This is a genomic window from Phenylobacterium sp. J426 (assembly GCF_024699945.1).
Taxonomy (GTDB): Bacteria; Pseudomonadota; Alphaproteobacteria; order Caulobacterales; family Caulobacteraceae; genus Phenylobacterium.
In genome coordinates this window covers 2,013,180-2,038,098 of the sequence record NZ_JAJOMY010000001.1, presented here as the reverse complement: position 1 = coordinate 2,038,098, position 24,919 = coordinate 2,013,180, and the positions used below count along the sequence as shown (strand labels likewise).

Sequence of the window (24,919 nt, the reverse complement as noted above, 5' to 3'; positions counted from 1 at the left end):
AGCCGGAGGTTCACCGGGTCGTCGGGCGAGGTCGCGCACGATCCGACAGCCCGGAGCACGAACCGATGATCGCCTGACGCCGACTGGCGCCCCGGCTTTGACACGGCGCGGGAATGGGCGCTGGCTGAGGTCCGAGGCCCCCGCGTATGACCTATCCGTTCCGGTTCACCGATGTCGCCGAGCCCTCGCTGGAGTACGGCGCGGCGCGGCAATGGCGCGGCCTGGCCGTACGCCGTCTGCGCGCAAGCCCCGGCCGCCACACCGGAGGCGTCTTCGACGAGCACCGGCTGCTGTTCTACCTGGCCGAGGGGGTCGCCGCCGAATGCGCGTGCGAGGGCGTGAAGCAGCGGCGGCTGCAGATTCCCGGCGATTTCGACGTGGTCCCCGCCGGCGCCGACGGCTCGTGGGAGGACCAGGCGCCCGTCGACATGGTCTCGGTGCGACTGTCCCCCGAGCTGCTGCAGGCCTCAGCCGAGGGACTGGAGATCCCCGGGGCGGCGCGGGCGCTCGCGCCCCGGCTGGGCGCGCGAGACCCGCTCGTGGAGCATCTGGTCCGGACGCTGATCGCCGAGCTGGACTCGCCGGAGCATGCGGGCCGCCTGCATGCCGACAGCCTGGCCTCGGCCCTGGCGACGCGCCTGCTCCAGGACCTGGCGCCGGTCGCGCCGCGCCGCCAGATTCTGTCCAAGCCGCAGCTGAGGCGGCTGGTGGAGTATGTCGACACGCGGCTGGACGCCGACCTCAGCCTTGACGAACTGGCGCAGGTCGCCGGCATCAGCGTGCCGCACCTGACGACGCTTTTCCGCCGGACCATGGGCCAGTCGGTGCATTCCTATGTCATGGAGCGCCGCGTGATCCGCGCCCGCGAGTTGCTGCTCGCCGGCGGGACCGGCATCGCGGAGGCCGCCCTGGAGACCGGCTTCGCCCACCAGAGCCATCTCGCCCGCTGGATGCGTCGCCTCCTGGGGGTGACGCCGGGCCAACTCCTCCGCGCCTAGGTCTTGATCTTGTAGCCGACGCTGAACAGCCGCAGGCAGGCGAAGCCCAAGGCGAAGACCAGCACTGCGGTCATCACGACGCCGATCATGAGGTTGCTCTCCGCCACGCCGGTGAAGCCGTAGCGGAAGCCGTCGATGAGGTAGAAAAACGGGTTGTAGTGGCTCGCCGTGCGGAACGGCTCGGGCAGGCGCTCCACGAGATAGAACGTCCCCGACAGGAAGGTCATCGGCATGATGACGAAGTTGGTGACCGCGGCCATGTGGTCGAATTTCTCGCTCCACAGCCCGGCCATGACCCCGACGAAGGCCATGATCAGCGCGGCCCCCAGGCCGAAGTAGAGGATCGCCCAGGGCTGGGAGACCGGCAGCCGGGCGAACGGCAGCACCGCCAGCAGGCTGATGGCGCCCACCACGATGCCGCGCGTCGCCGCGCCCGCGCCGAAGCCGACGACGTGTTCTGCGGGCGTCAGCGGCGGCGTGAGGAAGTCGCCCATCAGGCCGTTGAACTTGGCCTGCAGCAGCGACGACGACGAGTTGGCGAAGGCGTTTGAGAGGATCTGCATCATCACGAGGCCCGGGGCCACGAAGGCGCCGTAGTCGACGCCGTGCACCTTACGGCCCCCGCCGACGGCGACCACGAACACCAGCATGTAGAGCAGCGCCGTGACCACCGGGGCCGCCAGGGTCTGCATGCCCACCTTCATGAAGCGGCGGACTTCGCGGGCGTAGAGGGTCTTCAGGCCCTCCCAGTTCACGCCCGGATAGGCGCGGGGCGCGGGCGGCAGAACGACTTCGGCGTCGGGAGGCAGGTCTCGCATGGCGCAGATGTGCGCCTGCGCGCCGCGCGCCGCAACCCCGCCACGCAGTGTCGGCGGCGGCCCGTCCAATGCGCGACATTCGCGCGCATGTCGCACCCAACATCTAGTTCCTGTGGATGACCGGGAGGGCGCCTATTGTGGCCGTTAGGGAGTTGTTTACTACTGATGGTGGTTGGTGGGCGGCGAGAGAGCCGGGCGCCACAAGATGTTGAATCTTGCAGGCGTGGGGACGTCTGCGAACCCTCGGGTGGGAGGCGGTAATGGGCTGGACCGACGAACGCGTCGAACTTCTGAAGAAGCTCTGGCAGGACGGCCTTTCGGCCAGTCAGATCGCCAAGCAACTGGGTGGCGTCACGCGCAACGCCGTGATCGGCAAGGTGCACCGGCTGGGCCTGTCCGGCCGGGCCGCGCCTTCGAAGCCGCAGCGCACGGTGTTCAAGGCCCCCCGCCCGGCGCGTGTCGCCACGGCGGCCCCCTCGGCCCCGCGCCGCATCGCCGAACCGGTGAGCGCGACGCCCGCGCCCTCCCCCGTGCGCTACGTGGAAGAGGCTCCGGGCATGGCCACGGTGCTGACGCTGGGCGCCCACATGTGCAAGTGGCCGATCGGCGATCCGGCCCTCGACACCTTCACCTTCTGCGGCCGCCGCTCGGACGAGGTCGGCCCCTACTGCCACGAGCACGCCCAGGTGGCCTACCAGCCGGCCCAGACGAAGAAGAAGTCCAGCGCCGCCGAGCTCGCCCGCAGCCTGCGCCGCTACATCTGACGAAATCCGCGAAAGCGGCCTGACCGATCCGTTGGGGATGGGGGGCGTGTCCGCGCTACGGGTTGCGTATCGCCCGCGGCGCTCGGGCGCGCCCCTTTCCATTTCATCCCCTCCCGTTGACGAGGCGGGATCGTTAAGTTCCGGCGATGACCGACGCGGCCACGACGACCGAAAGCAACGCCAAGCCATACTCCGTCTCGGAGCTGGCCTTCGCGCTGAAGCGGACGCTGGAGGACGCCTACGGCTTCGTACGCCTGCGCGGCGAGCTCTCGAAGGTCACCCACCACTCGAACGGCCACGTCTATCTGACCCTGAAGGACGATAAGGCCGCCATCGACGGCGTCGTCTGGAAGGGCAGCGTCCGCAACCTGTCGATCCGGCCCGAGCAGGGGCTGGAGGTGGTGGTCACCGGAAAGATCACCTCGTATCCGCAGGGCTCCCGCTATCAGATCGTCATCGAGACGATGGAGGCGGCCGGCATCGGCGCCCTGCTGGCTCAGCTGGAGCGGCTGAAGGCGAAGCTCAACGCCGAGGGGCTGTTCGCGCCGGAACGTAAGAAGCGTCTTCCCGAGATGCCGGCCGTGGTCGGCGTCATCACCAGCCCGACCGGCGCGGTGATCCGGGACATCCTGCACCGCATCCGCGACCGCTGGCCGTGCCACGTGATCGTCTGGCCGGTGGTGGTTCAGGGCGACGCCGCCGCGGGCCAGGTGAGCGCAGCGATCCGCGGCTTCTGCGCGCTGGACCCGAACGGCGCCATTCCGCGGCCCGATGTTCTGATCGTGGCGCGAGGCGGCGGCTCGGTGGAGGATCTCTGGCCGTTCAACGACGAGGGGCTGGCGAGGACGGCGGCGGCCTGCACCATCCCGCTGATCAGCGCCGTGGGACACGAGACCGACACCACCCTGATCGACTTCGTGTCCGACCGGCGGGCGCCGACGCCGACCGCCGCGGCCGAGATGGCGACGCCGGTGCTGGCCGAGCTGAAGGGCCTGGTCTCGGACTATGGCGCGCGGATGCATCGCTGCGCCGGGCGGATGGTCGAGGATCGCCGCGGCCGGGTGCAGCACGCCGACCGGGCGTTGAAGCGCGTGCCCGACCTCGTGGAGTTGGCGGCGCAGCGGTTCGGCATCGTGTCGGGCCGACTGGGCGCGGGCCTGTCGCGCAACGCCGCGGCGCACGAACGCGACCTGGTGCGCGTGTCGAGCCGGCTCTCGCCGCTGCTGCTACAGCGGCCGCAGACGGTGCAGAAAGATCGGCTGGAGGCCTTGTCGGCCAGGCTTCGCCCCTGCATGGACCGGCGCCTGGAGCGGCTGGGCGAACGACTGGACAGCCTTGCGAAACTGTACGCCAGCGTGGATCCCGACCGGCCCCTGCAGCGCGGCTTCGCCCGGGTGACGCGAGCCGACGGCTCCATCGTGCACGCGGGCGCGGCGCTCGCCAGCGGCGAGGCGGTGGCGATCAAGTTCGGCGACGCGGTGACCCGCCAGGCGGTGATCGACGGCGCCGGCGGCGCGCCCGAGACCCTGCCCGCCCCCAGGCCGGCGGCTAGGAAGCCGAAGTCGACGGCGAGCGGCGCGCCGGAGCAGGGCGATCTGTTCTGAGGCGCCGGGAAGGTCTAAATAGCCGCCCATGAACGCTCAGGACCCCTCCGGCTCCGACATCGCCAAGCTGCACTACGGCGACGGCGACTTCGCCGTGCTGAAGCCTGGCCGCTATGTGATCTGCGCTGTCACCGGCCAGAAGGTGCCTCTGGAGGCGCTGCGCTACTGGAGCGCCGAACTGCAGGAGGCCTACGCCGGCCCCGCCGAGGCGCTGCAGCGCTGGCGGGAGACGCGCGCCTAGTCTCTCCCCTGAAGAGGAGGGACGGTTTTATAGACCTCGTTCGGCCAGCGCTTGTGGACCCAGAACCAGTCATGGGGCCGGGCGCGGATGCGATCCTCGATGAAGGCGTTGATGCGCCGGACTCCGGCTTCGATGTCGGCGTCGCGGTCGCCGGTGTCGACCAGTCGGATCGGCTCGTGGACGATGACCCGGAAGCGCGCGCCCGGGCCCACCCGCTCGACGCTCATCGGCTGCAGCGGCGCGCCGAACCGCAGGGCGAAGGTCGACGGACCCGGCGCGGTGTGAGCGGTGAGGCCGAACAGCGGCGCGGCGACGCCGCCGTTGAACTTCTGGTCGTTCATGAGGGCCACGGACTCGCCTCGGGACAGCGCGCGCATCAGCTCGCGCGCCCCGTCCAGCCCCTTGGGCGCGAACAGGCGCACGCCGTAGCGGAAACGGTTCTTCCGCACCCGTTGGTCCACCAGGGGATTGTTCATCGCCCGGTAGGTGATCTGGCACGGCACGCCGGCCCGGACGATGGCGGCGGCCATCACCTCGAAGTTCGAGAAATGGCCCGAAATGAAGACCGCGGGCCCGCCGCCAGCGGCGATCTCGGCCAGGCGTTCGCCGTTCTCCACGACGACCCGCGAGGGATCGGCCATGATGCGGTCGAGGATCGGGAACTCCAGGATCCAGCGGCCAAGTTCCTCCCACTGGGCGCGCATCAGTCGGGCGATCTCGCTGTCAGGTGCGTCGGGGAAGGCGATCCGCAGGTTCCGTTCGGCCACCCGGCGCGCGCCGGTCAACGGTCCCACGGTGCGGAACAGCCAGGCCCCGAAATCGGAAACCGCGTCCACGGGAAAGAGCCGCGCAAAGGCTGAGAACCCGTCGAAGGCGGCCGCCTCCAGTCCCCAGGCGAGCCCTTGTGAGAAGCTGGGGGCAGGGTCGCGCTTGTCGGCCATGCCTCTCCTTAGTGGCCCACGACTTGCGGTGGAAGGCCAGACGGGTCCCGAAGCGGGACACGGGGCTTTAGCGTGGGCGTCTTGGGGATGGACCAGATCGACCTTCACCTGGGCCGCAAGCTTCGGCGGCGGCGGAAACTACTGGGCCTGACCCAGCAGGAATTGGCGGGCGCGTGCGGCGTGCGCTTCCAGCAGATTCAGAAATACGAGTGCGCGGCCAACCGCATGTCGGCCGCCCGGCTGTGGCAGCTGGCCGAAATCCTGGATGCGCCGGTGAGCTACTTCTACGAGGGCCTGTCGGACGAGCAACGCCGGTCGCACGAGGAGTCTGGGGAGGACCTGGACCTGTTCGCGCGCAAGGAGACCCACGAGCTGGTGCGCGCCTACTATGCGCTCGGGGAGCGGCCGCGTCGGCGCCTCCTAGAGCTGGCCAAGGCGATGAACGCGGCGGACGTCGAAGGCGAGACCGAGCCGCAGGCTTAAGGTCGACGCGAAGTCGGGGTAAAGCGGGCGCCATGCCGATGTCTCCCGCCCTCGCCGCCGAGCTCGACGCCTTCCTGCTCGAACTCAATCACGTCGCCGGCCAGGCGATCCTGCCGCTGTTCCGCGCCGACCACGGCCTGGTCGACAAGGGCGTGCCGGGCGGCGTCGGCTACAAGGCCTTCGATCCGGTCACCGAGGCCGACCGCGGCGCCGAACGGGCGATCCGGGCGCTGATCGCCGAGCGCTATCCCGACCACGGGGTGATCGGCGAGGAATATGGCGAGGACCGGCCCGACGCGGAGTTCGTCTGGGTGCTGGACCCGGTGGACGGCACCCGGGCGTTCATCGCCGGCCTACCGCTGTGGTGCGTGCTGATCGGCCTGCGTCACGAGGGCAAGCCGGTGCTTGGGGCGATCGGCCAGCCGTATCTGGGCGAGATCTATCTCGGCTCGGCCGCCGGCTCGCGGCTGGTGAGCCGGGGCGGCGAGCGGCCGCTGAAGGTGCGGCCCTGCCCGAAGCTGACGGACGCGATCATCGCCACGACGGACCCGGAGGGCTGCTTCAACGGCGCGGAGCTGGGAGCTTGGACGCAGGTGCGGGCGGCGGCGCGGCTGGCGCGCCTTGGCTGCGACGCCTACGCCTACGCCATGGTCGCGGCCGGGACGATGGACATGGTCATAGAGGCCGGGCTGCAGGCATGGGACATCGACGCCGCGATCCCGCTGATCGAGGGCGCCGGCGGGCTGGTGACCGACTGGCGCGGCCGGCCGGTCGGCCCGAAGGGCGGCCAGGTGGCCATCGCCGGCGACCGCGCCTGCCTCGAGGAGGCGCTGGTCGCCCTGAGACGATCGGCAGCCTGAGGGCTAGGCCTTCGCCGTAGCCTTCTTGGCGGCCGGCTTCGCAGCCGGCTTCTTGGCGGCGGGGGTCTTGGCCGCGGCTGCAGGCTTGGCGGCCGCCTTCGCGGCGGGCTTTTTCGCGGCCGGCGTCTTGGCCGCTGCGGGCTTGGCGGCCGGAGCCGCCTTCGCGGCGGGCGCAGCCTTGGCCGCAGCAGGCTTCGCCGCAGCCTTGGGGGCAGCCTTGGGGGCAGCCTTCGGGGCAGGCTTGGCGGCGGCGGGCTTGGCCGCGGCCTTCGGCGTCGCCTTGGCGGGAGCCTTCGGCTTTGTGGCCGGCGCCTTCGGGGCCGAGGCCTTGGCCGTGGCGGGCTTCGGCGCGGAGGCCTTCTTGGCCGTCGCCGGCTTGGCGGCCTTGGACGCGGCCGGCTTCTTGTCGGCGGCGGCCTTCGGGGCCGCCTTCGGAGCGGTCGTAGCGGCCGGAGCCGCCGCGGCGGGCGCCGGGGCCGGCTTCGGAGCCTCGACCGGCGTCGGCGACTCGGCGGCCTTCGGCGGCGTCGCAGCCGCAGCCTTCGGGGCCTCGGCGGGCTTCGGCGCAGTCTTGCCGGTGAGCGCGTCGAAGACCTTCATGAACACGTTTCGCATGTCGTCCGTCTCCATCAGGATTTCGTGGTAGGCGCCGGGCACGGACACGAGCCGCCCCTGCGGTAGATTTCGAGCCGCCGCGCGCTGCGCAGCATTGTCGACCAGCCGGTCTTCTTCCGCCGAGACGATCTCGACAGGGATGGTCACACCGCGCAGCCGCTCGGGCCGGGCGAGGAAGGCGGTGGCGCGGATCGCGAAGTCGAGCCAGCCGTACGTCGGGGCGCCAAGCGCCAGGTCGGGCATGGCGGCGATCTGCGCGCGGTGGCGCATGAAGCGCCGCCGGTCGTGGGTGAGGGTGTTGCCGTCGAAGACCTCGTCGAACGGCTTGCCGGCCTGTCCAAGCGTGTAGCGACCCGCCCGGCCGAGCGCGACGTTGAGCCGGGCGAGGACGGCTGCGGCCGCGGGCGAGACCTTGCCGAACTGGATGCCCAACATCGGGGCCGAGAGCACCGCGCCGGCGAAGCGCTTCTCGCCATGAGCGAGGGCCAGCAGCGTGAGGCAGCCGCCCATCGAATGGCCGACCGCGATCCAGGGCCTGGGCAGCCGGTCCTCGTAGCGGTCGAGCAGACGGCGGAAGTCGTCGAGGAAGGCCTTGTGCCCGCGGGCGTGGCCTTTCAGCCGATCGGCCAGGGCGCGCGCCGACAGCCCCTGCCCCCCGCCAGTCGTGGGCCAGCACAACGAAGCCGCGCGAAAGAAAGTCGCGGATCGTCTCGTAGTACTTCTCGATGGGTTCGGTGCGGCCGCCCGACAGCACCACCGAGCCACGGGCGCGGCCGGCAGGGTGGAACAGCGCCGCGCGCAGCTTCGCCCCATCGCCGCCGGTGAACCACTCGGCGACGCCGCCGGGCGGGACCGGGTCCTCGGGTATGTCGAGAAGGGGCGCGGGATCCGTCATCTGATGGGCCGCTTACACGGCCTTGGAAAACAGAGCCTGAATCTCAGGCTGCAGCTTCATGGCCAGGCCCATGTCGGACAGCTTCATCCGTCCCGTCATCATCGCACGCATCGGATCGAGCTCGCCCTTGCCCAGGGCGGTCAGGTCCGCGCGGCTAATGCGCACCGTCAGGTCGGCCGGCTTGTCGTCGTTGGTGACCTCGGAGCCCGCCACGTGGATCACGCCCTCGCCCTTGAGGTCGAGCTTGATGGAACGCGACAAGCCGCCCAACGCCGCAGCGCCGCGAATGCGTTCCGTCAGTTCCTCAAGCGTCGCCATGCGCCCCCACGCACTCCCCCGACTCAGACGGGAGCTTCGCCTTAGGCGCGAAATGTGTAAACGGGTCGTGACCGCGTTACGCGGTTTGCCGCAGGCTGGCCGCTCCTGAAACGCCCCGGGCGCGCTTTCAGGCGGGCTTGACGAACTTCAGCGTCATGCGGTCGCTCTCACCGATGGCGTCGTACCTGGCGCGATCGAAATTGGGATCTGCCGGCTGACCGAATGCGGAGGTGCGGCGGACCGGCGGCAGGGTCCAAACGCCGAACGGGTGGTCCTTGGTATCCTTCGGATTGGCGTTGATCTCGCTCTCCCCGGCGAGCGTGAAGCCCGCCTCCTCCGCCAGCTTGGTGACGTAGGCCTGCTCGACGTAGCCCTCGCTGGCCAGCAGGTCTGGCACGCCGCCGGGGCTGGCGCGGTGCTCCTCCACCCCCAGGACCCCGCCGGGCTTGAGCGCCAGGAAGGCGTCTCGGAAGGCCTTCTCGGCGATCCCGGCGGCCATCCAGTTGTGCAGGTTGCGCAGGAAGAGCACGAGGTCGGCGGTCCCCGCCGGCGCCACCGGGCCGCTGGTGGGGCCGAAGACGGTGAACTCAATCTTGCCGTAGAGCCGGGCGTTGCCGCTGAACCGCCGGGCGTACGCGTCGAAGACCGTGCGAGTGGCGGTGTCGGCGGGATCGGTGATTTGCTGCTGGGCGGCGTAGAGCTTGCCGCCAGTGGCGGCCAGGTACGGCGCCAGGATGTCGGTGTACCAGCCGGCGCCCGGCCAGAACTCGACCACGGTGGCGCCGGGCTTCAGACCCCAGAAGGTCAGGCTTTCCACCGGATGGCGGAAGGCGTCGCGGGCCTTGTCGGCCGGCAGCCGCCAGTCGCCGGCGACGGCGCCTTCCAGTGTTCGCGGATCGGCGGCGGCCTTGGGGGCGGGCTTCCTGGCCGGGGCCTCGCCCGGCTTCTGGCCGCAAGCGGCGAGCGCGATCGTGCTCGCCAGCACCATCCGGCGGGAAAGTAGGATCATCTTGCCCTGCAACCTTGCGCGTCCGCCCCCGGCAGCCGGCCGACCCTGGCTTAGCCGGATCGGCGCCCACCGTCAAAGTCGGGGGGCGAGGCGCGAAGCCTCAGCCGACCTTGACGAAACGGAGCGTCATGCGGTCGCTCTCGCCGATGGCGTCGTACTTGGTGCGGTCGAAGTTGGGGTCGGCCGGCTGGCCGCGCCCGGCGCTCTGACGCGTGGGCGGCAGGGTCCAGACGCCGAACGGGTGGTCCTTGGTGTCCTTCGGATTGGCGTTGATGTCGGATCTGGCGGCCAGCCTGAAGCCCGCCTTCTCGGCGGCGGCGATCACCGTCTTCTCCGCCATGTACCCGTCCGACCAGTTGTCGGCCTCGGGCTTCGGGTCCTTGCGGTGTTCCTCGACGGCGAGAACACCGCCGGGCTTGAGCACGGCGTGAGCGTCCTTCAAGACCTTGTCGAGCAGTCCGGGCTGGGTCGCCCAGTTGTGGATGTTGCGCGCAGTGATGACGAGGTCAGCCGAGCCGGGGGGCGCCCAGCGGCCCAGAGGCCGGCCCGAAGTTGGCGTACCTGATCTTCCCGTAGATCGTCTCGTCGGCGTACTTCTTCTCGAAGTTGGCGCGGGCCGTCTTGGCGGCTTCCGACAGGTTCGGGTTGTCCAGGTCGGCGGCCGTGGCGATGTAGGTCCCGCCGGTGGCCTTGGCGTAAGGTGCCAGGATCTCCGTCCAGTAGCCCGAGCCCGGCTGCAGCTCGACCACCGTCTGCTTGGGCTTCAGGCCCCAGAACGTCAGAGTCTCGACGGGACGACGGTGCGCGTCGCGGGCCTTGTGCGCCTCGCTGCGCTGGGCGCCGGCGACGGCGGCCTGGAGCTGGACGTCGGCGGCGAAAGCGACCATGGGCGGCGCGGCGACGGCGGCCACGACGGCGGCGGCGAGGAGCGGACGGAGCATGCGGGGGCCTCCCTGAGGGCGTTTTCGCGATGGGCTTTGTGGGCGCGAGCCTAGATGGCCAAGCTGACCGCGCAAGCCCTTGAACCGTGTTTCGCGCCGCCTAAATCAAATCGCGGAAGGCGCTGGATGTCCGGGCTTTCCGGCACGCTTACGGACGCTTTCGAGGTCCGGCCGCGCGCCCATCACAACTCGCAACCTTGCTTAGACAAGAAGGATGTGACCGCATGCGTACGATCGACTTCTCCCCCTCTATCGCTCCGTCGTGGGCTTCGACCGCCTGGCCTCGCTGCTCGAGACCGCGGCCGCGGACGCCGCCACGGGGTATCCGCCCTACAACATCGAGCGGACCGACGAGAACGCCTACCGCATCGACATCGCGGTGGCGGGCTTCCGTCCCGAAGAACTCAACGTCGAGGTGAAGGAGAACCTCCTCACCGTGCAGGGCCGCAAGGCCGCCAACGACGAGGCCAAGCAGTACCTGCACCGCGGCTTGGCCGAGCGCAATTTCGAGCGCCGGTTCCAGCTGGCGGACTACGTCGTGGTGACCGACGCCAACCTGGCGGACGGCCTGCTCTCGATCTCGCTGAAGCGTGAGCTGCCCGAGGCCCTGAAGCCCCGGACCATCGCCATCACCACCGGCGAGTCGAAGCTGATCGAAGGCGAGAAGGCGGCCTAAAGCCCCTTCCCGCCTCTCAGTTGAAGGAGGCGGCGTCCGCAAGGGCGCCGCCTTTTTCGTGTCAGCGGATCGCCGGCCGCGCGCCGCGGGAATCGACGCCTTCGAGGATGGCCCCGGTGAGATCGGCGCCCTCGAGATTCACGTGGCGCAGCCGCGCGCCCCGTAGGTTGGTCGGAGTCTCGCGGTTGGGCCCGAGCGGCAGGGGCGCGAGGAGCGCGCCCCGGAGGTCCGCCCGGGCGAAGTTCGCACCGACCAGCTTGGCCCCGCGCAGATCGGCCCCCGCCAGCACGGCGGCGACGAGATCGGCGTCCTCCAGGTTGGCCCCCTGCAGATGGACGCCGGTGAGGTCGAGGCCCGCGAGACAGGCCCCGCGGGCGTTGACGGCGGTGAGTCGCAGGCCCTTCAGGGCGTCGGCGGCGGGGCGCAGGTCCTCGCCCGCGAAGGAGACAGGGGCGCCTTGCTGACCGCCCGACCGGACCCAGGCGTCGTGGCCACGGGCCTGTTCGACCAATTGGGCGCAGCGGAGCAGAGCGTGCCGGCTGGGCGGCTCCTTGATCTGGCCGAGCTTGGCGCCCGCGGTGCGGGCCGCGGCCATCACCACCCCCACGATCTCGGCGCCGGAGAAATCCGCCCCTTCGAAGTTGGCGCCCGCCACGTCGGCGCCGTTGAGCACCGCGCCGGAAAGGTCCGCCCCCTTCAGATTGGCCTGTAGCAGGTTCACGCCAACCATCGAGCAGTCGGAGAAGTCGGCCTCGGGCGCGAACAGGCCCTCCAGGCGACACTGGTCGAGGATGGCGCCGGCGAGGGTCGCGCCTTCCAGCTGGCCGCCGCGATCCTCCTCGACGACCGCCGGAAATCCCTTGGAGGGATGCGGCGTGGCGAACTTGCCCGGCCTGAGATCGGCTCCGGTCAGATTGGCGCCCGTGAGATTGGCCCCCGCCAAGCATGCGCCGCGCAGGTTGGCGCAGGTGAGGTTCGCGTAGCGCAGGTCGGCGTGGCGGAGGTCGCAGCCCGACAGATTGGCGCCCGAGAGCCGCGCGCCCGAGAGGCGGGCGGCGTCGAACACCGAGCCGGTGAAATCGCCACCGGCGAGGTCGCGCCCCGACATGTCGAGGCCCGAAAAGTCCACGAAGGGCAGGGTCACGCGCTTGCCGCCCTTGCCGGCCGTGAAGCGCGCGTGGTTGTCGAGCAGGATCGTCAGCTCGCCTTCGCTCAGGCGGCGGCGACCGGTGAGAACGGGAGCCGGCATGGTCACGTCAGATGACGCCGTCCAGGCCGCGGGCGCCCTGGCGGGCGGCGCCGGTGAGACTGGCCTGACGAAGCAGCGCGCCCTGGAAGTTGGCGCGGCTGACATCGGCCTGATTGAGCAGGGCGTGGCGCAGATCGGCGCAGGACAGGTCGGCGTTCTTGAGCTGGGCGCCGGTCAGATTGCAGGGCATCACCCGATCGGCCCCGAGCAGGAGCGGCCCCATTTGGGCCTCGCGCAGGTCCGAACCTGAGAGCTTGGCGCCGACGAGGCGTGCGCCGCGCAGGTCCGCACGGCGGAGGTTGCAGTTGCGCAGGTCCGCGTTCTCCAGGTGCGCGCCCTGGAGTTGCACGCCTTCCATGTCGAGACCGTAGAAGACCGCGCCCTTGCCGGACAGCGCCGTGAGATTGAACCCCCGGATCGACCCGAGGCCGCGCAGGTCGGCGGCGTCGAACACGGACGGCGCGCCCTCGGCCCCGTCGGTCTCGCACCAGCGGGCGTGATCGCGGATCATCTTCTTGTAGGGCATGCCAGTGGCGGGTTTCCCCCGCGGGCTCGTCGGTCAGCACGCCGGCCAGGTTGGCGTCCATGACGTTCCACGAGAGGGTCTTGGCTCCGACCAGGACCGCGTCCCGCAGGTCGGCGCCGGCCAGATCCGCGCCTGAGAGGTCGGCGCCCGAGAGGTTCGCCCCCTTCATCGAGGCCTGCTTCAGGTTGGCGCGGATCAGCTTGGCGTCGCGGAGGATGGCGTCGGTGAAGTCGGCGCGAACGGCCATCACCCCGGACAGCCGTGAGCGCTCCAGGTTGGCGCCGGCCAGGATCGCGCCCTGCATCTCGCCGGGCCGGGTGGGCTGGCCCGTCTCCAGCCGGCGGAAGCCGAACTTGCGGTCGGCGGCGGCCAGCTGGCCTTCGCGAAGGTCCGCCTCGAACAGGTCGGCGCCGGTCAGGTCGGCGTTTCGCAGGGATGCGGCCCGCAGGTCGGCGCGGCGCAGCGACGCGTCGACCAGCCTGGCGTTCTGAAGATCAGCCCCGAACAGCGTCGCATTGTCCAGCCGCGCGCCGGAGAGGTTGCAGTCGGTGAGGATGGCCCCGGTGAAGTCGGCGTCGCAGAGATTGCGGCCGGCGAGGTTGAGCCCAGTCAGGTCCTTCCAGGCGAACACAGCCCGCGCGCCGCCCGGCTTGGACGTCCAGAGGCGGTCGTGCTTGGCGCAGATCGCGTCGGCTTCCGCCTGGCTGAGGCGGACGTTGACGAGACTGCGGGCGTGCGTGACGGGCATTCGGAACGGGGTCCGGCGGCGATTCGAACGACGCTACGCCCTTACAAATTAACGACGTATTTCCAGCGATTTAGCGGGAGAGTACCCCCGGTAGAGCTCTGCGGCTTCCGCGTTCAACAACCCCTGGTCGAGCGTGATGTTCGATGCACGCAGATGCGCTCCGCCGCGCCCGGCGGCGAAGACCGATGAATCGGCGCAGGCCACCACCACCCGGTCCAGGCCGGCGTGGGCCATCAGCTCGCTGCAGGACGCCGCGCCCGACGACCGCGCGCCGCAGGGCTCCAGGGTGACGTAGGCGACGGCGCCGCGGGCGGACTCGCCCGCCTGGCGAAGCGCCAGTTCTTCCGCATGCGGACGGCCGCCGTCCCCGGTCGCGCCCTCGCCCACGATCTCACCATCCCGGACGACCACGCACCCCACCGCCGGATTGTCGCCGGTGCGGCCCACCTGGGCGGCCGCCAGCGCGATAGCCCGGCGCATGAAATCCTCGTCGGTCATGCTTCCGGCCTAGATCGGCGGCAGCTCGGTGGCGCGCGCCGCGTCGAGGTAGCGGGCGGACGTCGGCTTGAGGTTGGCGTCCAGCTCGATGACCAGCGGGTTCCCGGTGGGGATCTCGACGCCGACGATCGCGTCGTCGCCGACGCCGAACAGCAGCTTGACGATGGCGCGCAGCGAGTTGCCGTGGGCGGCGATCAGCAGCGTCTCGCCGGCCTTCAGGTGGGGGGCGATATCGCTCTCCCAGTACGGCTGCACGCGGTCGAGCGTGGTCTTCAGGCTTTCGGTGTCGGGCAGCTCCGCGCCGGCGTACCGCCGGTCTTTCGAGAAGTCATACTCCGAACCCGCGGCCAGCGGCGGCGGCGGGATGTCGTAGCTGCGGCGCCAGATCTTCACCTGGGCCTCGCCGTGCTTCTCGGCGGTTTCCGCCTTGTTGAGGCCGGTCAGGCCGCCGTAGTGGCGCTCGTTCAGGCGCCAGTCCTTGGTCTCGGGCACGAAGGCCTGGCCGGCGGCGGCCAGCGCCAGCCACGAGGTGCGGATGGCCCGGGTCTGGACGGAGGTGAAGCACCGGTCGATGTGCAGGCCGGCCGCCTTGATCAGCTCGCCGCCCTTCTTCGCTTCGGCCTCGCCCTGGGGCGTCAGGTCGACGTCCACCCAGCCCGTGAAGCGGTTCTCGAGGTTCCACTGGCTCTGGCCGTGACGCAGCAGGATCAGGGTGGGCAAGGCGCGCTCCTTCTTCGACAGGCCCTGCGGCTAGGACCCGAGGCTTTCGCCGTCAAGCCGCAGCGGGCTATAGAACGCGCGATGCTGGATCGCCTCTACCTGCCGTTGCTTGCGCTCTGCGCCCTCGCCGCCGTGGCGCTGGCGCTCGTGTGGCCCCAAGGCCTGGGCGACCGCTCGCCTGCGCCGTTCGGCCATCCGCCGGTGCAGCGCACCGCCGCCGTTCAGGCGGCCATGAAGCGCGAACACGAAGCCGCCATGCGGCGCACGGACCAAGCCCGCGAAGCGGTGCGCAACATCCAGAACCAGGCGCTCGCGCCCTCGCAATGAACTCACCCGAAGAGACCATCGCCGTCGGTCGCCGGGTGCTCGAGGCCGAAGCCCGGGCCCTCGCCATCCAGGCTGAGGCGCTGGGCGCGGCGTTCGCCCGGGCCGTCGACCGGCTGGCCGCGGCCGAGCACGGCCGCATCATCTGCACCGGCATGGGCAAGTCGGGTCACGTGGCGCGGAAGATGGCCGCCACCTTCGCTTCCACCGGCTCGCGAGCCCTTTTCGTCCATCCGGCGGAGGCAAGCCACGGCGACCTCGGCATGATCGGCCGCGAGGACGTCATCGTCGCCCTCTCGAAGTCGGGCGAGGCGCGGGAGCTGGCCGACGTCCTGGCCTACGCCACCCGGTTCGACATCCCGCTGATCGCCATCACCGCCAATCCGGACAGCGCCCTCGGCCGCGCGGCGGACGTGGTCCTGCAGCTGGCCGACACCAGCGAGGCCACCGCCGAGGTCAACGCGCCTACCACCTCCACGACCCTGCAGATCGCTGTCGGCGATGCGCTGGCGGTGGCCCTGCTGGAGCGCCGCGGCTTTCGGGCCCAGGACTTTCACGTCTTCCATCCCGGCGGGAAGCTGGGCGCGATGTTGCGGACAGTCGGCGATCTGATGCACGGCGCCGACGAGCTGCCGCTGGTGTCGCCGGACGCCTCGATGCGCCAGGCGCTGCTGGTGATGACCGAGAAGCGCTGGGGAATCGTGGGTGTCACCGGACCCGACGGCGGCCTCGCTGGCGTGATCACGGACGGCGACCTGCGGCGCCACATCGAGGGCCTGCTGGACCACACCGCCGGCGAGGTGATGACGCCGGGGCCTCGGAAGACTGTCACGCCCGGCATGCTGGCGTCGGAGGCGTTGGCGCTGATGAGCGACCCGCCGCCGGCGGTGACGGTGCTATTCGTGGTCGACGGCGGCAAGCCGGTGGGCGTGCTGCACGTCCACGACCTGCTCCGCGCTGGCGTGATGTAGCCGGTCGCGACCACCGCCGATCAAATGAGAATGGCGGACCCAAGCTGGACCTTATGCGTTCGGCTGGCCGGGGATCGATCCGCCAAGTAAAGAGACCCGCGACCCGTAACGCCGGAGTGCCGATGCTGCCTGCCCCTCGCGCCGACCTCGTCCCGAATACCTTCGATTACGAAATGCAGCCGCTGGTGAAGGCCACCGGCTTCCGGGAGTACGATGCGCGCTGGCTGTTCGGCCCCGAGATCAATCTGCTGGGCGTGCAGGCGCTGGGCCTGGGCCTCGGGACCTATATCCAGGAGCTGGGCCAGAAGCGGATCGTCGTCGGTCACGACTTCCGCGCCTATTCGCTGTCGATCAAGCAGGCGCTGACCATCGGCCTGGTGGCCGCGGGCTGCGAGGTGCTGGACATCGGCCTCTCGGTCTCGCCGATGGCCTACTTCGCCCAGTTCGACCTGGACGCGCCGTGCGTCGCCATGGTCACCGCCAGCCACAACGAGAACGGCTGGACCGGCGTGAAGATGGGCGCCCAGAAGCCGCTGACCTTCGGACCCGACGAGATGGGCCGGCTGAAGGAGATCGTGCTGAAGGGTGAATGGGTCCAGCGCCCCGGCGGCTCGGTGGAGCACGTGCCGGGCGTGGCCGAGCGCTACATCGCCGATGCGGCCAGCCGGGCCAACCTGACGCGGCCGCTCAAGGTGATCGCCGCCTGCGGCAACGGCACGGCCGGGGCGTTCGCGCCCGAGGCCCTGCGCCGGATGGGCGTGGCGACCGTGATCGAGATGGACTGCGATCTCGACTTCACCTTCCCGAAGTACAATCCGAACCCGGAAGACAGCGTGATGCTGCACGCGATGGCCGACGCGGTGCGCAAGTACGGCGCCGACGTGGCCCTGGGCTTCGACGGCGACGGGGACCGCTGCGGCGTTGTGGACGACGAGGGCGAGGAGATCTTCGCCGACAAGATCGGGCTGATGCTGGCGCGCGACCTGTCGGCCCTGCACAAGGACGCCACCTTCATCGTCGACGTGAAGTCGACCGGCCTGTTCGCCACCGACGAGGTGCTGAAGGCCAATGGCGCCAAGACGGTCTACTGGAAGACCGGCCACAGCTACATCAAGCGCAAGACCGCCGAGCTGGGCGCGCTGGCCGGGTTCGAGAAGAGCGGCCACTTCTTCTTCAACCCGCCGATCGGCCGCGGCTACGACGACGGCCTGGTCGCGGCGGCCGCCATCCTGTCGATGCTGGACCGCAACCCGGGCAAGAAGCTCTCGGATCTGAAAAAGGCCCTGCCCGTCGCCTATACCTCGCTGACCATGAGCCCGCACTGCGCCGACGAGGAGAAGTACGGCGTCGTCGACGACGTGGTGCGCGAATACACCGACTTCGCCAACGCCGGCGGCACGATCCTGGGCCGCAAGATCACCGACCTGGTCACCGTGAACGGCGTGCGCGTCGCGCTCGAGGACGGCTCCTGGGTCCTGGTCCGCGCCTCGTCGAACAAGCCGGAACTCGTAGTGGTGGTCGAAAGCACCCAGTCCGACGACGACATGCGCCGGCTGTTCCGCGAGGAGGTGAAGCCGCGCCTCGCGAAACGGTCACAGGTGGGCGCCTACAACCAGGAAATCTGACGCGATCGCCGCGGCAGGATTCCTGCATCCGCCGCGGCGATTGTCTTTGAACGGCACGGGTTAGTTTCGGGGGACCCACATGAAGGTTGCGATGATCGGGACGGGCTATGTGGGCCTGGTGAGCGGCGCGTGCTTCGCCGACTTCGGCCACACCGTCACCTGCATCGACAAGGACGCGGGCAAGATCGAGCGTCTGGAGGCGGGCGGCATCCCGATCTACGAGCCCGGCCTGGACGTGCTGGTGGCCCAGAACGTGAAGGCCGGCCGGCTGTTCTTCTCCACCGAGGCCAAGGCGGCGGTCCGAGAGGCCGACGCGGTGTTCATCGCGGTGGGCACTCCCTCGCGGCGGGGGGGACGGCCACGCCGACCTCTCCTACGTCTATGCCGCGGCCGAGGAAGTGGCGGGTCTGGTGGACGGCTTCACCGTCGTGGTCACCAAGTCGACCGTGCCGGTGGGGACCGGCGACGAGATCGAGGCGATCTTCAAGCGGGTGCGGCCCGACGCCGACGTGGCGGTGGTGTCGAACCCCGAGTTCCTGCGCGAGGGCGCGGCGATCGAAGACTTCAAGCGCCCAGACCGCGTGGTGGTGGGCACCGACGACGAGCGGGCCCGCGAAGTCATGCGCGAGCTCTACCGGCCGCTCTATCTGAACGAGACCCCGATCGTCTTCACCGGCCGGCGGACCAGCGAGCTGATCAAGTACGCGGCCAATGCCTTCCTGGCGATGAAGATCACCTTCATCAACGAGATGGCCGACCTCTGCGAGGCGGTCGGCGCCGACGTGCAGCAGGTGGCGAAGGGCATCGGCCTGGACGGCCGCATCGGCGGCAAGTTCCTGCACGCGGGGCCCGGCTACGGCGGCTCGTGCTTCCCGAAGGATACGCTGGCCCTAGTGCGGACGGCGCGGGACTACGGCGCGCCGGTCGAGCTCATCGAGACCACCGTCAAGGTCAACGACGAGCGCAAGCGGGCCATGGCGCGGAAGGTGGTGAAGGCGCTGGACGGCGAGTTGAAGGGCAAGACGGTCGGCGTGCTGGGCCTGACCTTCAAGCCGAACACCGACGACATGCGCGATGCGCCGTCGCTCGCGATCATTCCGGCCCTGCAGGACAAGGGCGCCAACGTTCAGGCTTTCGACCCGGAAGGCGTCGAGGAGGCGAAGCATCTGCTGTCGGGGGTGGACTTCCGGGAGGACCCCTACGCCGTGGCCGAGGGCGCGGACGCTCTGGTCATCGTCACCGAATGGGATCAATTCCGAGCGCTCGACCTGGACCGGATCAAGCTGCTCATGCGCAAGCCGGTGCTGATCGACCTGCGCAACATCTACAAGCCCGACGACATGAAGGCGCGCGGGTTCGAATACGCCAGCGTCGGGCGGCCCTGAGGGCCGTTCAGCGGGTCGGGCGGCTCAGAATCCCAGGCCGCCCAGCGCCATGAACGCCTGGGCGATCCAGACGACGCCGGCCCAGAACGCGATGGCAAGCATGGCTACGAAGGCGAGGCAGGCGATCGAGGTGGCGGGGCGCCACGCCTGCCGCGCCGCACCCCAATGGGCGAGGTCGCGCCGCATATATCCTCCCAAGTCTTAGCTCTCGTCCGCAGCTCGAGGCCGCGGTTGTGACAACAGTGACACAAGCCGTAACGACTGGGTAGGGTTGCCGGGACGAAAATCCGAAACGCGTTCCAGGGCGGAAATCCGGGACACAAACCCGCGAGCCACTACTGCGCGGCGGCGATCTCCCGCTCGGCGCGGGCCTTCAGGTACCCATACAGGGCGGCGATCTCCGCGTCGGTGAGGACGCTGAACCGCGTGCGCGCGATGCTCCCCATCAGGCCCTCCAGCTTGCGGTCGCCGGCCGCGACGCCGTCGTGCAGCAGCCGCTGGAAATCCGCCGCCTCGTAGGACGCCGCCATGGTCAGGTCGGGCGACTTCAGTAGCGGCATCCCCTTCAGGTCCGGCCCATGGCATTCGACGCAGAGGCGCGCGACGTCACGGCCTTGCGCATGCTGCGGTCCGTAGTCCGCAAGGATGGGCGGACCGGCCTTGAGCATGGCGGGCTCTGAGCTGAACTTCCCGAGCAGGACGCCGAGGCGGCCCAGATGCCCGACCTGAAGGTGCGGCTGATCCTCGCCGGTCACCGGGAAGCTGCGGATGTAGGCGATCAGGTCCGCGGTCTCCTGGTCGTTCAACTGGGCGAAGGCGTTCGACGGCATGACCCAGAGCCGGCGGCCGTCGCCGCCGACGCCGCGACGGATCGCGGCGTCGAGTTCGGCGTCACTGTCGCGCGCAGCGACGCGAGTCAGGTTCGGCCCCCAGGCGCGCAAGACCGGCATCTCGTCGTGGAACAGCCGGCCCTCGAGCCTATCGCCGTGGCAGTCGTGGCAGCCGTTCAGCCGGGCGAGCCGCGCCCCGCGCTCGGCCGAACCCGCCTTCGCCGAGACCAGCCGGACGGTCTTGTCCGCGCCGGTGACCGGCCAACGGATCATGGCCTCGGACGCCGCGAAGGCGCCCGCTGCCGCGAACAGCACAAGCACCGCCACGCCGGCCAAGGCATAGCCGGCAACCTTCAAAACACGCATCATCGACGGCTTCCCACCTGCTTGCCGCGGGGGCCAACATCGACCACCGTTCGCGGAGCGGCGGCGTTTAAAGAGGCTCGGGAAGCGGCACAATCCGGGCGAGCTGCAGACCCGCTCTGCGGCTTTGCAGAACGTTCGCCAGACTTGCGCCGCGGCCCGAAACCGCGACGGCCGCTGTCACATCGATCTCGGGGCGCCGGAGATCATCCAGAGATCTTCGCGAAGTCGCCGGTTCGCGCATCCTGCTCACGGATCCTGAAATTCAGCGTTCGCCACGCAGCCCTGCGACGGTCGAGGACAACATAAGAACTTGGAGCTCTTCGGGCGGAGCGAGGTGTCGTTCCGGTAGCCCTCACGACGCTGCACGGAAAGACCGCGGACGCGCGGAGACGTTTCCGACCTCCCAGCCAGCAAGCCGCGCCGCGAGGGCCCGCGTCTCGGGCGTCTCCACGCGCTTTCGGGGCCCTGCGCAGGCGGCCGGGCCCTGCCTTAGCTGCGCAGCTTCGCGCCGGTCGCCTTCTCGGCCGCTGCCACGACCTTGGCCGACAGCGCCTCGATCTCGGCGTCGGTAAGAGTCTTCTCGCGCGGCTGGACGACCACCTCGATGGCGACCGACTTCTGGCCTTCCGGCACGCCGGGACCCTGGTAGACGTCGAAGACCCGCACGTCGGCGATCAGCTGCTTGTCGGCGCCCGCGATGGGCCGCACCAGCTCGCCGGCCGGCGTGGCCGCATCGACCACGAAGGCGAAGTCGCGCTTCAGCGGCATCAGGGGCGAGAGCTCCAGCGCCGCCTTGGTCTTCACGCCGCCCTTCTTCTTGGGCTCGGGAACGGCGTCGAGGTTCACCTCGAAGGCCAGCATGGGGCCATCGGCGTCGATGGCCTTCAGCACCTGGGGGTGCAGTTCGCCGAACTCGGCGATCACCACCTTGGGACCGAGCTGCAGCCGGGCCGAGCGACCAGGGTGCCACCAGGGCGCGTTCTGGCCCTGCACGACCTGCAGCGCGGGGGCGCCCACCTCGTCCAGCACGGCCAGAAGGTCGGCCTTGAGAGCGAACAGCGGGTCGGCCGCGCCCTTGGCCCAAGACCTCGGCGCGTGCGGCGCCACGAGCGCGGTGATGGCGCTCCACTGGTCGCCAGGGGCGTCGCCCCGGAAGTTCGGGCCGATCTCGAACAGCGCCGCGTCCGGGAAGCCCCGGCGGGCGTTGCGGGCGGCGGCCTCGATCAGGTTCGGCAGGGCCGAGGGGCGCATGCAGTCGAGGTCGGACGCAATCGGATTGGCCAGCACCAGCTCGGGCTGTCCGCCGCCGAACAGCTCGGCCCAGGCGCGGCGCAGGAAGCTCCAGGTGATCGCCTCGGCATAGCCGCGGGCGGCGAGCGTGCGACGGGCGTCGCGCATGCGGCGCTGGCGGAGCGTCAGCACCCCGCCGGCCTGCGGCGGGACCTCGGGCAGCGGCTCGGCCGGCAGCTTGTCATAGCCGGCGATGCGGGCGACCTCTTCCACGAGGTCCGCCTTGCCCTCCACGTCGCGGCGCCAGCTGGGCGGCGTGACCTGGTCGCCCGACACCTCGAAGCCGAGGTCGGTGAGGATGCGGTCGATCTCGGCGGCCGGCAGGTCGAGGCCGGCCAGCTTCTTCACGTACGACCGGTCGAAGGCGAACGCCGCCGGCGGGGCCGGCGCCTGGCCGGCCACCACCAGCTCGGAGGCCTCGCCGCCGCACAGCTCCAGGATCATCGCCGTCGCCAGCTCGATGCCGGGCACGACCGACTGCGGGTCGACGGTGCGGGCGAAACGGTACTGGGCGTCGGAGTTGATGCCGGTGTCGCGGCCGGTCTGCGCCGTGCGGATCGGATCGAACCACGCGCACTCCAGGAACACGTCGACCGTCTCGTCCGAACAGCCGGTGGATTCGCCGCCCATGACGCCACCCAGGCCGACCGGGCGCTGGCCGTCGGCGTCGGCGATGACGCTCATCTCGGGGGTCAGGTCGTAGGTCTTGCCGTCCAGCGCGATCAGCTGCTCGTCCTTGTGGGCGTGCGGCGTCGGATGGTCCTCGCCCGAGGGCTCGGCCGGCCCCTTGCCCAGGCGGGCCTCGATGACGTCGCCGACCATCAGCCGGCGGTCATAGACGTGCAGCGGCCGGGCGCGGTCGTAGGTGATGTAGTTGGTGATATCGACCAGGGTGTTGATCGGGCGCAGGCCGATGCTGGTCAGCCGCTGCTGCAGCCAGGCCGGCGACGGGCCGTTCTTCACGCCGCGGATCACCCGGCCGGCGAACACCGGGCAGGCGTCGCCGTCGACGCGGATCTCGACCGGACAGGGGAAGCCGCCCCTCACCTGTGCTGGGGTCTCAGGCGTCAGCCTGCCGAGGCCGGCGGCGGCCAGGTCGCGGGCGATGCCACGCACGCCCAGCCAGTCGGGGCGGTTGGGCGTCACCTCGAAGTCGATGACCGCTTCCAGGCCGAACGCGTCGGCGGCGCTCGCGCCCACCGGCAGGCTGTCGGGCAGCTCGACGATGCCGTCGGACTCCTCGGCCACCTCCAGCTCCTTGGCCGAGCACAGCATGCCGTTGGAGACCACGCCCCGCACGGGCCGCGGCTCCAGCGTGATGCCGCTGCCGGGCACATACGCGCCGATCGGCGCGTAGATGGTGGTCAGGCCGGGCCGCGCGTTCGGCGCGCCGCAGACGATTTCGAGGCGGCCATCCTTCGTGTCGACCTGGCAGACCCTGAGCTTGTCGGCGTTCGGGTGCTGCACGGCCTCGACGATCTTGGCGACCGTGAACTTGGCGAGCTTGGCGGCAGGGTCCTCGACGGACTCCACTTCCAGGCCGGCCATGGTCATGGCCTCGACGACCTCGTCGACCGTCGCGGTCGTGTCGAGGTGCTCCTTCAGCCAGGAAAGGGTGAACTTCATACGCTTCCTCTCCTAGCTCAGGCCGGTCGACGAATTGGGCGCCTGGAAGGCCGAGAAGCCGTAGTGCTCCAGCCAGCGCACGTCGCCCGCGAACATGTCGCGCAGGTCGGGCATGCCGTACTTCAGCATCCCCAGGCGATCGACGCCGAGGCCGAAGGCGAAGCCCTGCCATTCGTCAGGGTCGAGCCCGCAGTTGCGCAGCACGTTGGGATGCACCATCCCGCCGCCGAGGATCTCGAGCCAGTCGGCGCCCTGGCCGATCTTCACCGACCCGCCCGAGCGGTCGCATTGCACGTCCATCTCGCAGGACGGCTCGGTGAACGGGAAGTGGTGGGGACGGAAGCGGGTCACGACGCCATCGGCCTCGAAGAAGCGGCGCGTGAAGGTCTCCAGGGTCCACTTCAGGTGACCCATGTGGATGTCGCGGTCGATCACCAGCCCTTCCAGCTGGTGGAACATCGGCGTGTGGGTGGCGTCGCTGTCCGAGCGATAGACGCGGCCCGGCACGATCACGCGGATCGGCGGCGCCTGGCCGTTGGCGATCCAGGCGGGCAGCTTCTCGTTCGAGGTCCGCATGGTTCGCACCTGCACGGGGCTCGTATGGGTGCGCAGCAGCTTGCGCTCGCCGGCCTCGTTCTCGGGAAGCCAGAACGTGTCGTGCATCTCCCGCGCGGGATGCTTGGGCGGGAAGTTCAGCGCCGTGAAATTGTGGAAGTCGTCCTCGATGTCGGGGCCTTCCGCCAAGCCGAAGCCCATGTCGGCGAAGACGGCGATCATCTCGTCCAGCACCTGCATCGTCGGATGCACGCGGCCGCGGCGCTCGGGCGCAGGCGGCAGCGACAGGTCCACTCGCTCGGCCGCCAGCTTGCGGTCGAGCTCGGCGGTCTCCAGGGCGGCCTTCTTCTCGGCGATGGCGGTGGCGACCGCGTCGCGCAGGCCGTTGATCTTGGGGCCCTGCTCGCGCCGCTCGTCCGGGCTCATCTTGCCCAGGCCCTTCAGCATCTCGGAGATCGAGCCGGATTTGCCCAGCGCCTCGACGCGGACGGCTTCCAGGGCGGCGATGTCCTGCGCGGCCTCGATCCGTCCCAGAAGGGCGGCCTGCAGTTCGGTAAGGTCTGTCATGACGGCGGTTGCTCTAGAGGAGGTTTGTCTGGAGCGGAAGGCAGCAAAAAGCCCTCCGGCGGTTCGGCCGGAGGGCTCTTCGAAGCTTCAAGGATCGCAAGGATCCCCAAGGGCTTAAGCCAGCGCGGCGCGAACCTTGTCGGCGATGGCCTTGAACCCGGTCGGATCGTTACCCGCGACGTCGGCGAGAACCTTGCGGTCCATCTCGATCCCGGCCTTGTTCAGGCCGAAGATAAACTGCGAGTAGGTGAAGCCTTCCAGACGCGCCGCCGCGTTGATCCGTTGGATCCACAGCGAGCGGAAGTTGCGCTTCCGGACCTTGCGGTCGCGGTAGGCGTACTGGCCGGCCTTGTCCACGGCCGCCTTGGCGGCGCGGATGGTGTTCTTGCGGCGCCCGTAGAAGCCCTTGGCTTGCTCGAGAACCTTCTTGTGCTTGGCGTGGGCGGTGACGCCCCGTTTGACGCGAGCCATCTGTC

Annotated in this window: 24 protein-coding genes and 3 pseudogenes; 11 read left to right on the top strand and 16 right to left on the bottom strand. The window is 70.1% G+C overall.

From position 1 onward, the window contains the following. Window positions 1-146: 146 nt before the first annotated feature. The gene (locus LRS10_RS10755) at window positions 147-998 is read left to right on the top strand and encodes an AraC family transcriptional regulator (protein ID WP_257837249.1); all 852 of its coding nucleotides are present in this window, start codon (window positions 147-149) and stop codon (window positions 996-998) included. Here LRS10_RS10755 and LRS10_RS10750 read toward each other — a convergent pair. Continuing rightward, window positions 995-1,816 carry an ABC transporter permease gene (locus tag LRS10_RS10750; protein WP_257837248.1) on the bottom strand — a complete coding sequence of 274 codons (822 nt, stop codon included), beginning with the start codon at window positions 1,814-1,816 and terminating at the stop codon, window positions 995-997. The genes LRS10_RS10755 and LRS10_RS10750 overlap by 4 nt on opposite strands. Window positions 1,817-2,076: 260 nt before the next feature. Here LRS10_RS10750 and LRS10_RS10745 point away from each other — a divergent pair, with 260 nt between their 5' ends. The 3 genes from LRS10_RS10745 (at window position 2,077) to LRS10_RS10735 (ending at window position 4,425) form a co-directional block, all read left to right on the top strand. Continuing rightward, entirely contained in the window at window positions 2,077-2,580 is a 504-nt protein-coding gene (locus tag LRS10_RS10745) for a GcrA family cell cycle regulator (RefSeq protein ID WP_257837247.1), read from the top strand. A gap of 146 nt (window positions 2,581-2,726) precedes the next feature. Beyond that, entirely contained in the window at window positions 2,727-4,184 is a 1,458-nt protein-coding gene (gene xseA / locus LRS10_RS10740) for an exodeoxyribonuclease VII large subunit (RefSeq protein ID WP_257837246.1), read from the top strand. Window positions 4,185-4,212: 28 nt separating this feature from the next. Then, the gene (locus LRS10_RS10735; RefSeq protein ID WP_257837245.1) at window positions 4,213-4,425 is read left to right on the top strand and encodes a DUF2093 domain-containing protein; all 213 of its coding nucleotides are present in this window, start codon (window positions 4,213-4,215) and stop codon (window positions 4,423-4,425) included. On the opposite strand, the gene LRS10_RS10730 is transcribed toward LRS10_RS10735, so the two are convergent. Then, on the bottom strand, window positions 4,422-5,366 hold the full coding sequence (locus LRS10_RS10730; RefSeq protein ID WP_257837244.1) for a lysophospholipid acyltransferase family protein: 945 nt from the start codon (window positions 5,364-5,366) through the stop codon (window positions 4,422-4,424). The genes LRS10_RS10735 and LRS10_RS10730 overlap by 4 nt on opposite strands. A gap of 87 nt (window positions 5,367-5,453) precedes the next feature. Between LRS10_RS10730 and LRS10_RS10725 the strand changes: the two genes are divergently transcribed. Both LRS10_RS10725 and hisN read left to right on the top strand, forming a co-directional pair. Then, window positions 5,454-5,849, top strand: coding sequence for a helix-turn-helix domain-containing protein (locus LRS10_RS10725; RefSeq protein WP_257837243.1), 396 nt, complete (start codon window positions 5,454-5,456; stop codon window positions 5,847-5,849). Between the two features lie 32 nt (window positions 5,850-5,881). Beyond that, window positions 5,882-6,709, top strand: coding sequence for a histidinol-phosphatase (gene hisN / locus LRS10_RS10720; RefSeq protein ID WP_257837242.1), 828 nt, complete (start codon window positions 5,882-5,884; stop codon window positions 6,707-6,709). A gap of 3 nt (window positions 6,710-6,712) precedes the next feature. Here the strand turns inward: hisN and LRS10_RS10715 are convergent, their stop codons facing one another. The 5 genes from LRS10_RS10715 to LRS10_RS10695 all read right to left on the bottom strand — a co-directional run bounded on the left by LRS10_RS10715 (window position 6,713) and on the right by LRS10_RS10695 (window position 10,487). Further along, window positions 6,713-8,002, bottom strand: a complete 1,290-nt coding sequence (locus LRS10_RS10715) for an alpha/beta fold hydrolase (RefSeq protein ID WP_257837241.1) — start codon at window positions 8,000-8,002, stop codon at window positions 6,713-6,715. Between the two features lie 229 nt (window positions 8,003-8,231). Continuing rightward, complete coding sequence (locus tag LRS10_RS10710; protein WP_257837240.1) at window positions 8,232-8,537, bottom strand: SCP2 sterol-binding domain-containing protein; 306 nt, start codon at window positions 8,535-8,537, stop codon at window positions 8,232-8,234. Window positions 8,538-8,664: 127 nt separating this feature from the next. Next, entirely contained in the window at window positions 8,665-9,546 is an 882-nt protein-coding gene (locus tag LRS10_RS10705) for a class I SAM-dependent methyltransferase (RefSeq protein ID WP_257837239.1), read from the bottom strand. Between the two features lie 100 nt (window positions 9,547-9,646). Further along, window positions 9,647-9,988, bottom strand: a complete 342-nt coding sequence (locus tag LRS10_RS10700) for a hypothetical protein (RefSeq protein WP_257837238.1) — start codon at window positions 9,986-9,988, stop codon at window positions 9,647-9,649. Between the two features lie 64 nt (window positions 9,989-10,052). Beyond that, window positions 10,053-10,487 carry a hypothetical protein gene (locus LRS10_RS10695; protein WP_257837237.1) on the bottom strand — a complete coding sequence of 145 codons (435 nt, stop codon included), beginning with the start codon at window positions 10,485-10,487 and terminating at the stop codon, window positions 10,053-10,055. Window positions 10,488-10,711: 224 nt separating this feature from the next. On the opposite strand from LRS10_RS10695, the pseudogene LRS10_RS10690 reads away from it, so the two are divergent. Next, window positions 10,712-11,163 (top strand): annotated as a pseudogene (locus LRS10_RS10690) (Hsp20 family protein). 61 nt (window positions 11,164-11,224) lie between these two features. On the opposite strand, the gene LRS10_RS10685 reads toward LRS10_RS10690, so the two are convergent. From LRS10_RS10685 to gpmA, 4 genes and pseudogenes are all read right to left on the bottom strand, one after another. After that, entirely contained in the window at window positions 11,225-12,412 is a 1,188-nt protein-coding gene (locus LRS10_RS10685) for a pentapeptide repeat-containing protein (RefSeq protein ID WP_257837236.1), read from the bottom strand. Between the two features lie 7 nt (window positions 12,413-12,419). Beyond that, window positions 12,420-13,686 (bottom strand): annotated as a pseudogene (locus LRS10_RS10680) (pentapeptide repeat-containing protein). A 48-nt stretch (window positions 13,687-13,734) separates the two neighbouring features. Next, window positions 13,735-14,184: a bifunctional diaminohydroxyphosphoribosylaminopyrimidine deaminase/5-amino-6-(5-phosphoribosylamino)uracil reductase RibD gene (locus LRS10_RS10675; protein WP_257837235.1), complete on the bottom strand. Its 450-nt coding sequence runs from the start codon at window positions 14,182-14,184 to the stop codon at window positions 13,735-13,737. A gap of 9 nt (window positions 14,185-14,193) precedes the next feature. Next, window positions 14,194-14,904 carry a 2,3-diphosphoglycerate-dependent phosphoglycerate mutase gene (gene gpmA / locus LRS10_RS10670; protein WP_257837234.1) on the bottom strand — a complete coding sequence of 237 codons (711 nt, stop codon included), beginning with the start codon at window positions 14,902-14,904 and terminating at the stop codon, window positions 14,194-14,196. 81 nt (window positions 14,905-14,985) lie between these two features. Between gpmA and LRS10_RS10665 the strand changes: the two genes are divergently transcribed. The 4 genes and pseudogenes from LRS10_RS10665 to LRS10_RS10650 all read left to right on the top strand — a co-directional run bounded on the left by LRS10_RS10665 (window position 14,986) and on the right by LRS10_RS10650 (window position 19,209). After that, window positions 14,986-15,231 (top strand): hypothetical protein, encoded by a 246-nt coding sequence (locus tag LRS10_RS10665; RefSeq protein ID WP_257837233.1) that lies wholly within the window; start codon window positions 14,986-14,988, stop codon window positions 15,229-15,231. Then, window positions 15,228-16,199 carry an SIS domain-containing protein gene (locus LRS10_RS10660; protein WP_257837232.1) on the top strand — a complete coding sequence of 324 codons (972 nt, stop codon included), beginning with the start codon at window positions 15,228-15,230 and terminating at the stop codon, window positions 16,197-16,199. The genes LRS10_RS10665 and LRS10_RS10660 overlap by 4 nt, the downstream gene beginning before the upstream one ends. Window positions 16,200-16,321: 122 nt before the next feature. Next, window positions 16,322-17,824 (top strand): phosphomannomutase/phosphoglucomutase, encoded by a 1,503-nt coding sequence (locus LRS10_RS10655; RefSeq protein ID WP_257837231.1) that lies wholly within the window; start codon window positions 16,322-16,324, stop codon window positions 17,822-17,824. Window positions 17,825-17,903: 79 nt separating this feature from the next. Further along, a pseudogene (locus LRS10_RS10650) lies at window positions 17,904-19,209 on the top strand (UDP-glucose/GDP-mannose dehydrogenase family protein). Window positions 19,210-19,233: 24 nt separating this feature from the next. Here the strand turns inward: LRS10_RS10650 and LRS10_RS10645 are convergent. The 5 genes from LRS10_RS10645 to rplT all read right to left on the bottom strand — a co-directional run bounded on the left by LRS10_RS10645 (window position 19,234) and on the right by rplT (window position 24,914). Next, window positions 19,234-19,395 carry a hypothetical protein gene (locus LRS10_RS10645; protein ID WP_257837230.1) on the bottom strand — a complete coding sequence of 54 codons (162 nt, stop codon included), beginning with the start codon at window positions 19,393-19,395 and terminating at the stop codon, window positions 19,234-19,236. Window positions 19,396-19,544: 149 nt separating this feature from the next. Beyond that, a complete protein-coding gene (locus LRS10_RS10640) occupies window positions 19,545-20,405 on the bottom strand; it encodes a cytochrome c (protein ID WP_257837229.1) in 861 nt (286 codons plus the stop codon). Between the two features lie 489 nt (window positions 20,406-20,894). Further along, window positions 20,895-23,321: a phenylalanine--tRNA ligase subunit beta gene (gene pheT, locus LRS10_RS10635; protein WP_257837228.1), complete on the bottom strand. Its 2,427-nt coding sequence runs from the start codon at window positions 23,319-23,321 to the stop codon at window positions 20,895-20,897. Between the two features lie 12 nt (window positions 23,322-23,333). Then, a complete protein-coding gene (gene pheS, locus LRS10_RS10630; RefSeq protein WP_257837227.1) occupies window positions 23,334-24,443 on the bottom strand; it encodes a phenylalanine--tRNA ligase subunit alpha in 1,110 nt (369 codons plus the stop codon). 114 nt (window positions 24,444-24,557) lie between these two features. Continuing rightward, the gene (gene rplT, locus LRS10_RS10625; RefSeq protein ID WP_257837226.1) at window positions 24,558-24,914 is read right to left on the bottom strand and encodes a 50S ribosomal protein L20; all 357 of its coding nucleotides are present in this window, start codon (window positions 24,912-24,914) and stop codon (window positions 24,558-24,560) included. Window positions 24,915-24,919 lie beyond the last annotated feature (5 nt).

Bases quoted from the DNA above. Each gene is read 5' to 3' on its own strand.
- LRS10_RS10750 (WP_257837248.1), bottom strand. From the start codon at position 1,816: ATGCGAGACCTGCCTCCCGACGCCGAAGTCGTTCTGCCGCCCGCGCCC.
- LRS10_RS10710 (WP_257837240.1), bottom strand. From the start codon at position 8,537: ATGGCGACGCTTGAGGAACTGACGGAACGCATTCGCGGCGCTGCGGCG.
- LRS10_RS10665 (WP_257837233.1), top strand. From the start codon at position 14,986: ATGCTGGATCGCCTCTACCTGCCGTTGCTTGCGCTCTGCGCCCTCGCC.
- LRS10_RS10640 (WP_257837229.1), bottom strand. From the start codon at position 20,405: ATGCGTGTTTTGAAGGTTGCCGGCTATGCCTTGGCCGGCGTGGCGGTG.
- LRS10_RS10660 (WP_257837232.1), top strand. From the start codon at position 15,228: ATGAACTCACCCGAAGAGACCATCGCCGTCGGTCGCCGGGTGCTCGAG.
- xseA (WP_257837246.1), top strand. From the start codon at position 2,727: ATGACCGACGCGGCCACGACGACCGAAAGCAACGCCAAGCCATACTCC.
- LRS10_RS10675 (WP_257837235.1), bottom strand. From the start codon at position 14,184: ATGACCGACGAGGATTTCATGCGCCGGGCTATCGCGCTGGCGGCCGCC.
- LRS10_RS10745 (WP_257837247.1), top strand. From the start codon at position 2,077: ATGGGCTGGACCGACGAACGCGTCGAACTTCTGAAGAAGCTCTGGCAG.
- LRS10_RS10685 (WP_257837236.1), bottom strand. From the start codon at position 12,412: ATGCCGGCTCCCGTTCTCACCGGTCGCCGCCGCCTGAGCGAAGGCGAG.
- LRS10_RS10655 (WP_257837231.1), top strand. From the start codon at position 16,322: ATGCTGCCTGCCCCTCGCGCCGACCTCGTCCCGAATACCTTCGATTAC.
- LRS10_RS10755 (WP_257837249.1), top strand. From the start codon at position 147: ATGACCTATCCGTTCCGGTTCACCGATGTCGCCGAGCCCTCGCTGGAG.
- rplT (WP_257837226.1), bottom strand. From the start codon at position 24,914: ATGGCTCGCGTCAAACGGGGCGTCACCGCCCACGCCAAGCACAAGAAG.
- LRS10_RS10725 (WP_257837243.1), top strand. From the start codon at position 5,454: ATGGACCAGATCGACCTTCACCTGGGCCGCAAGCTTCGGCGGCGGCGG.
- LRS10_RS10735 (WP_257837245.1), top strand. From the start codon at position 4,213: ATGAACGCTCAGGACCCCTCCGGCTCCGACATCGCCAAGCTGCACTAC.
- pheS (WP_257837227.1), bottom strand. From the start codon at position 24,443: ATGACAGACCTTACCGAACTGCAGGCCGCCCTTCTGGGACGGATCGAG.
- hisN (WP_257837242.1), top strand. From the start codon at position 5,882: ATGCCGATGTCTCCCGCCCTCGCCGCCGAGCTCGACGCCTTCCTGCTC.
- LRS10_RS10645 (WP_257837230.1), bottom strand. From the start codon at position 19,395: ATGCGGCGCGACCTCGCCCATTGGGGTGCGGCGCGGCAGGCGTGGCGC.
- LRS10_RS10695 (WP_257837237.1), bottom strand. From the start codon at position 10,487: ATGCTCCGTCCGCTCCTCGCCGCCGCCGTCGTGGCCGCCGTCGCCGCG.
- LRS10_RS10730 (WP_257837244.1), bottom strand. From the start codon at position 5,366: ATGGCCGACAAGCGCGACCCTGCCCCCAGCTTCTCACAAGGGCTCGCC.
- pheT (WP_257837228.1), bottom strand. From the start codon at position 23,321: ATGAAGTTCACCCTTTCCTGGCTGAAGGAGCACCTCGACACGACCGCG.
- LRS10_RS10705 (WP_257837239.1), bottom strand. From the start codon at position 9,546: ATGATCCTACTTTCCCGCCGGATGGTGCTGGCGAGCACGATCGCGCTC.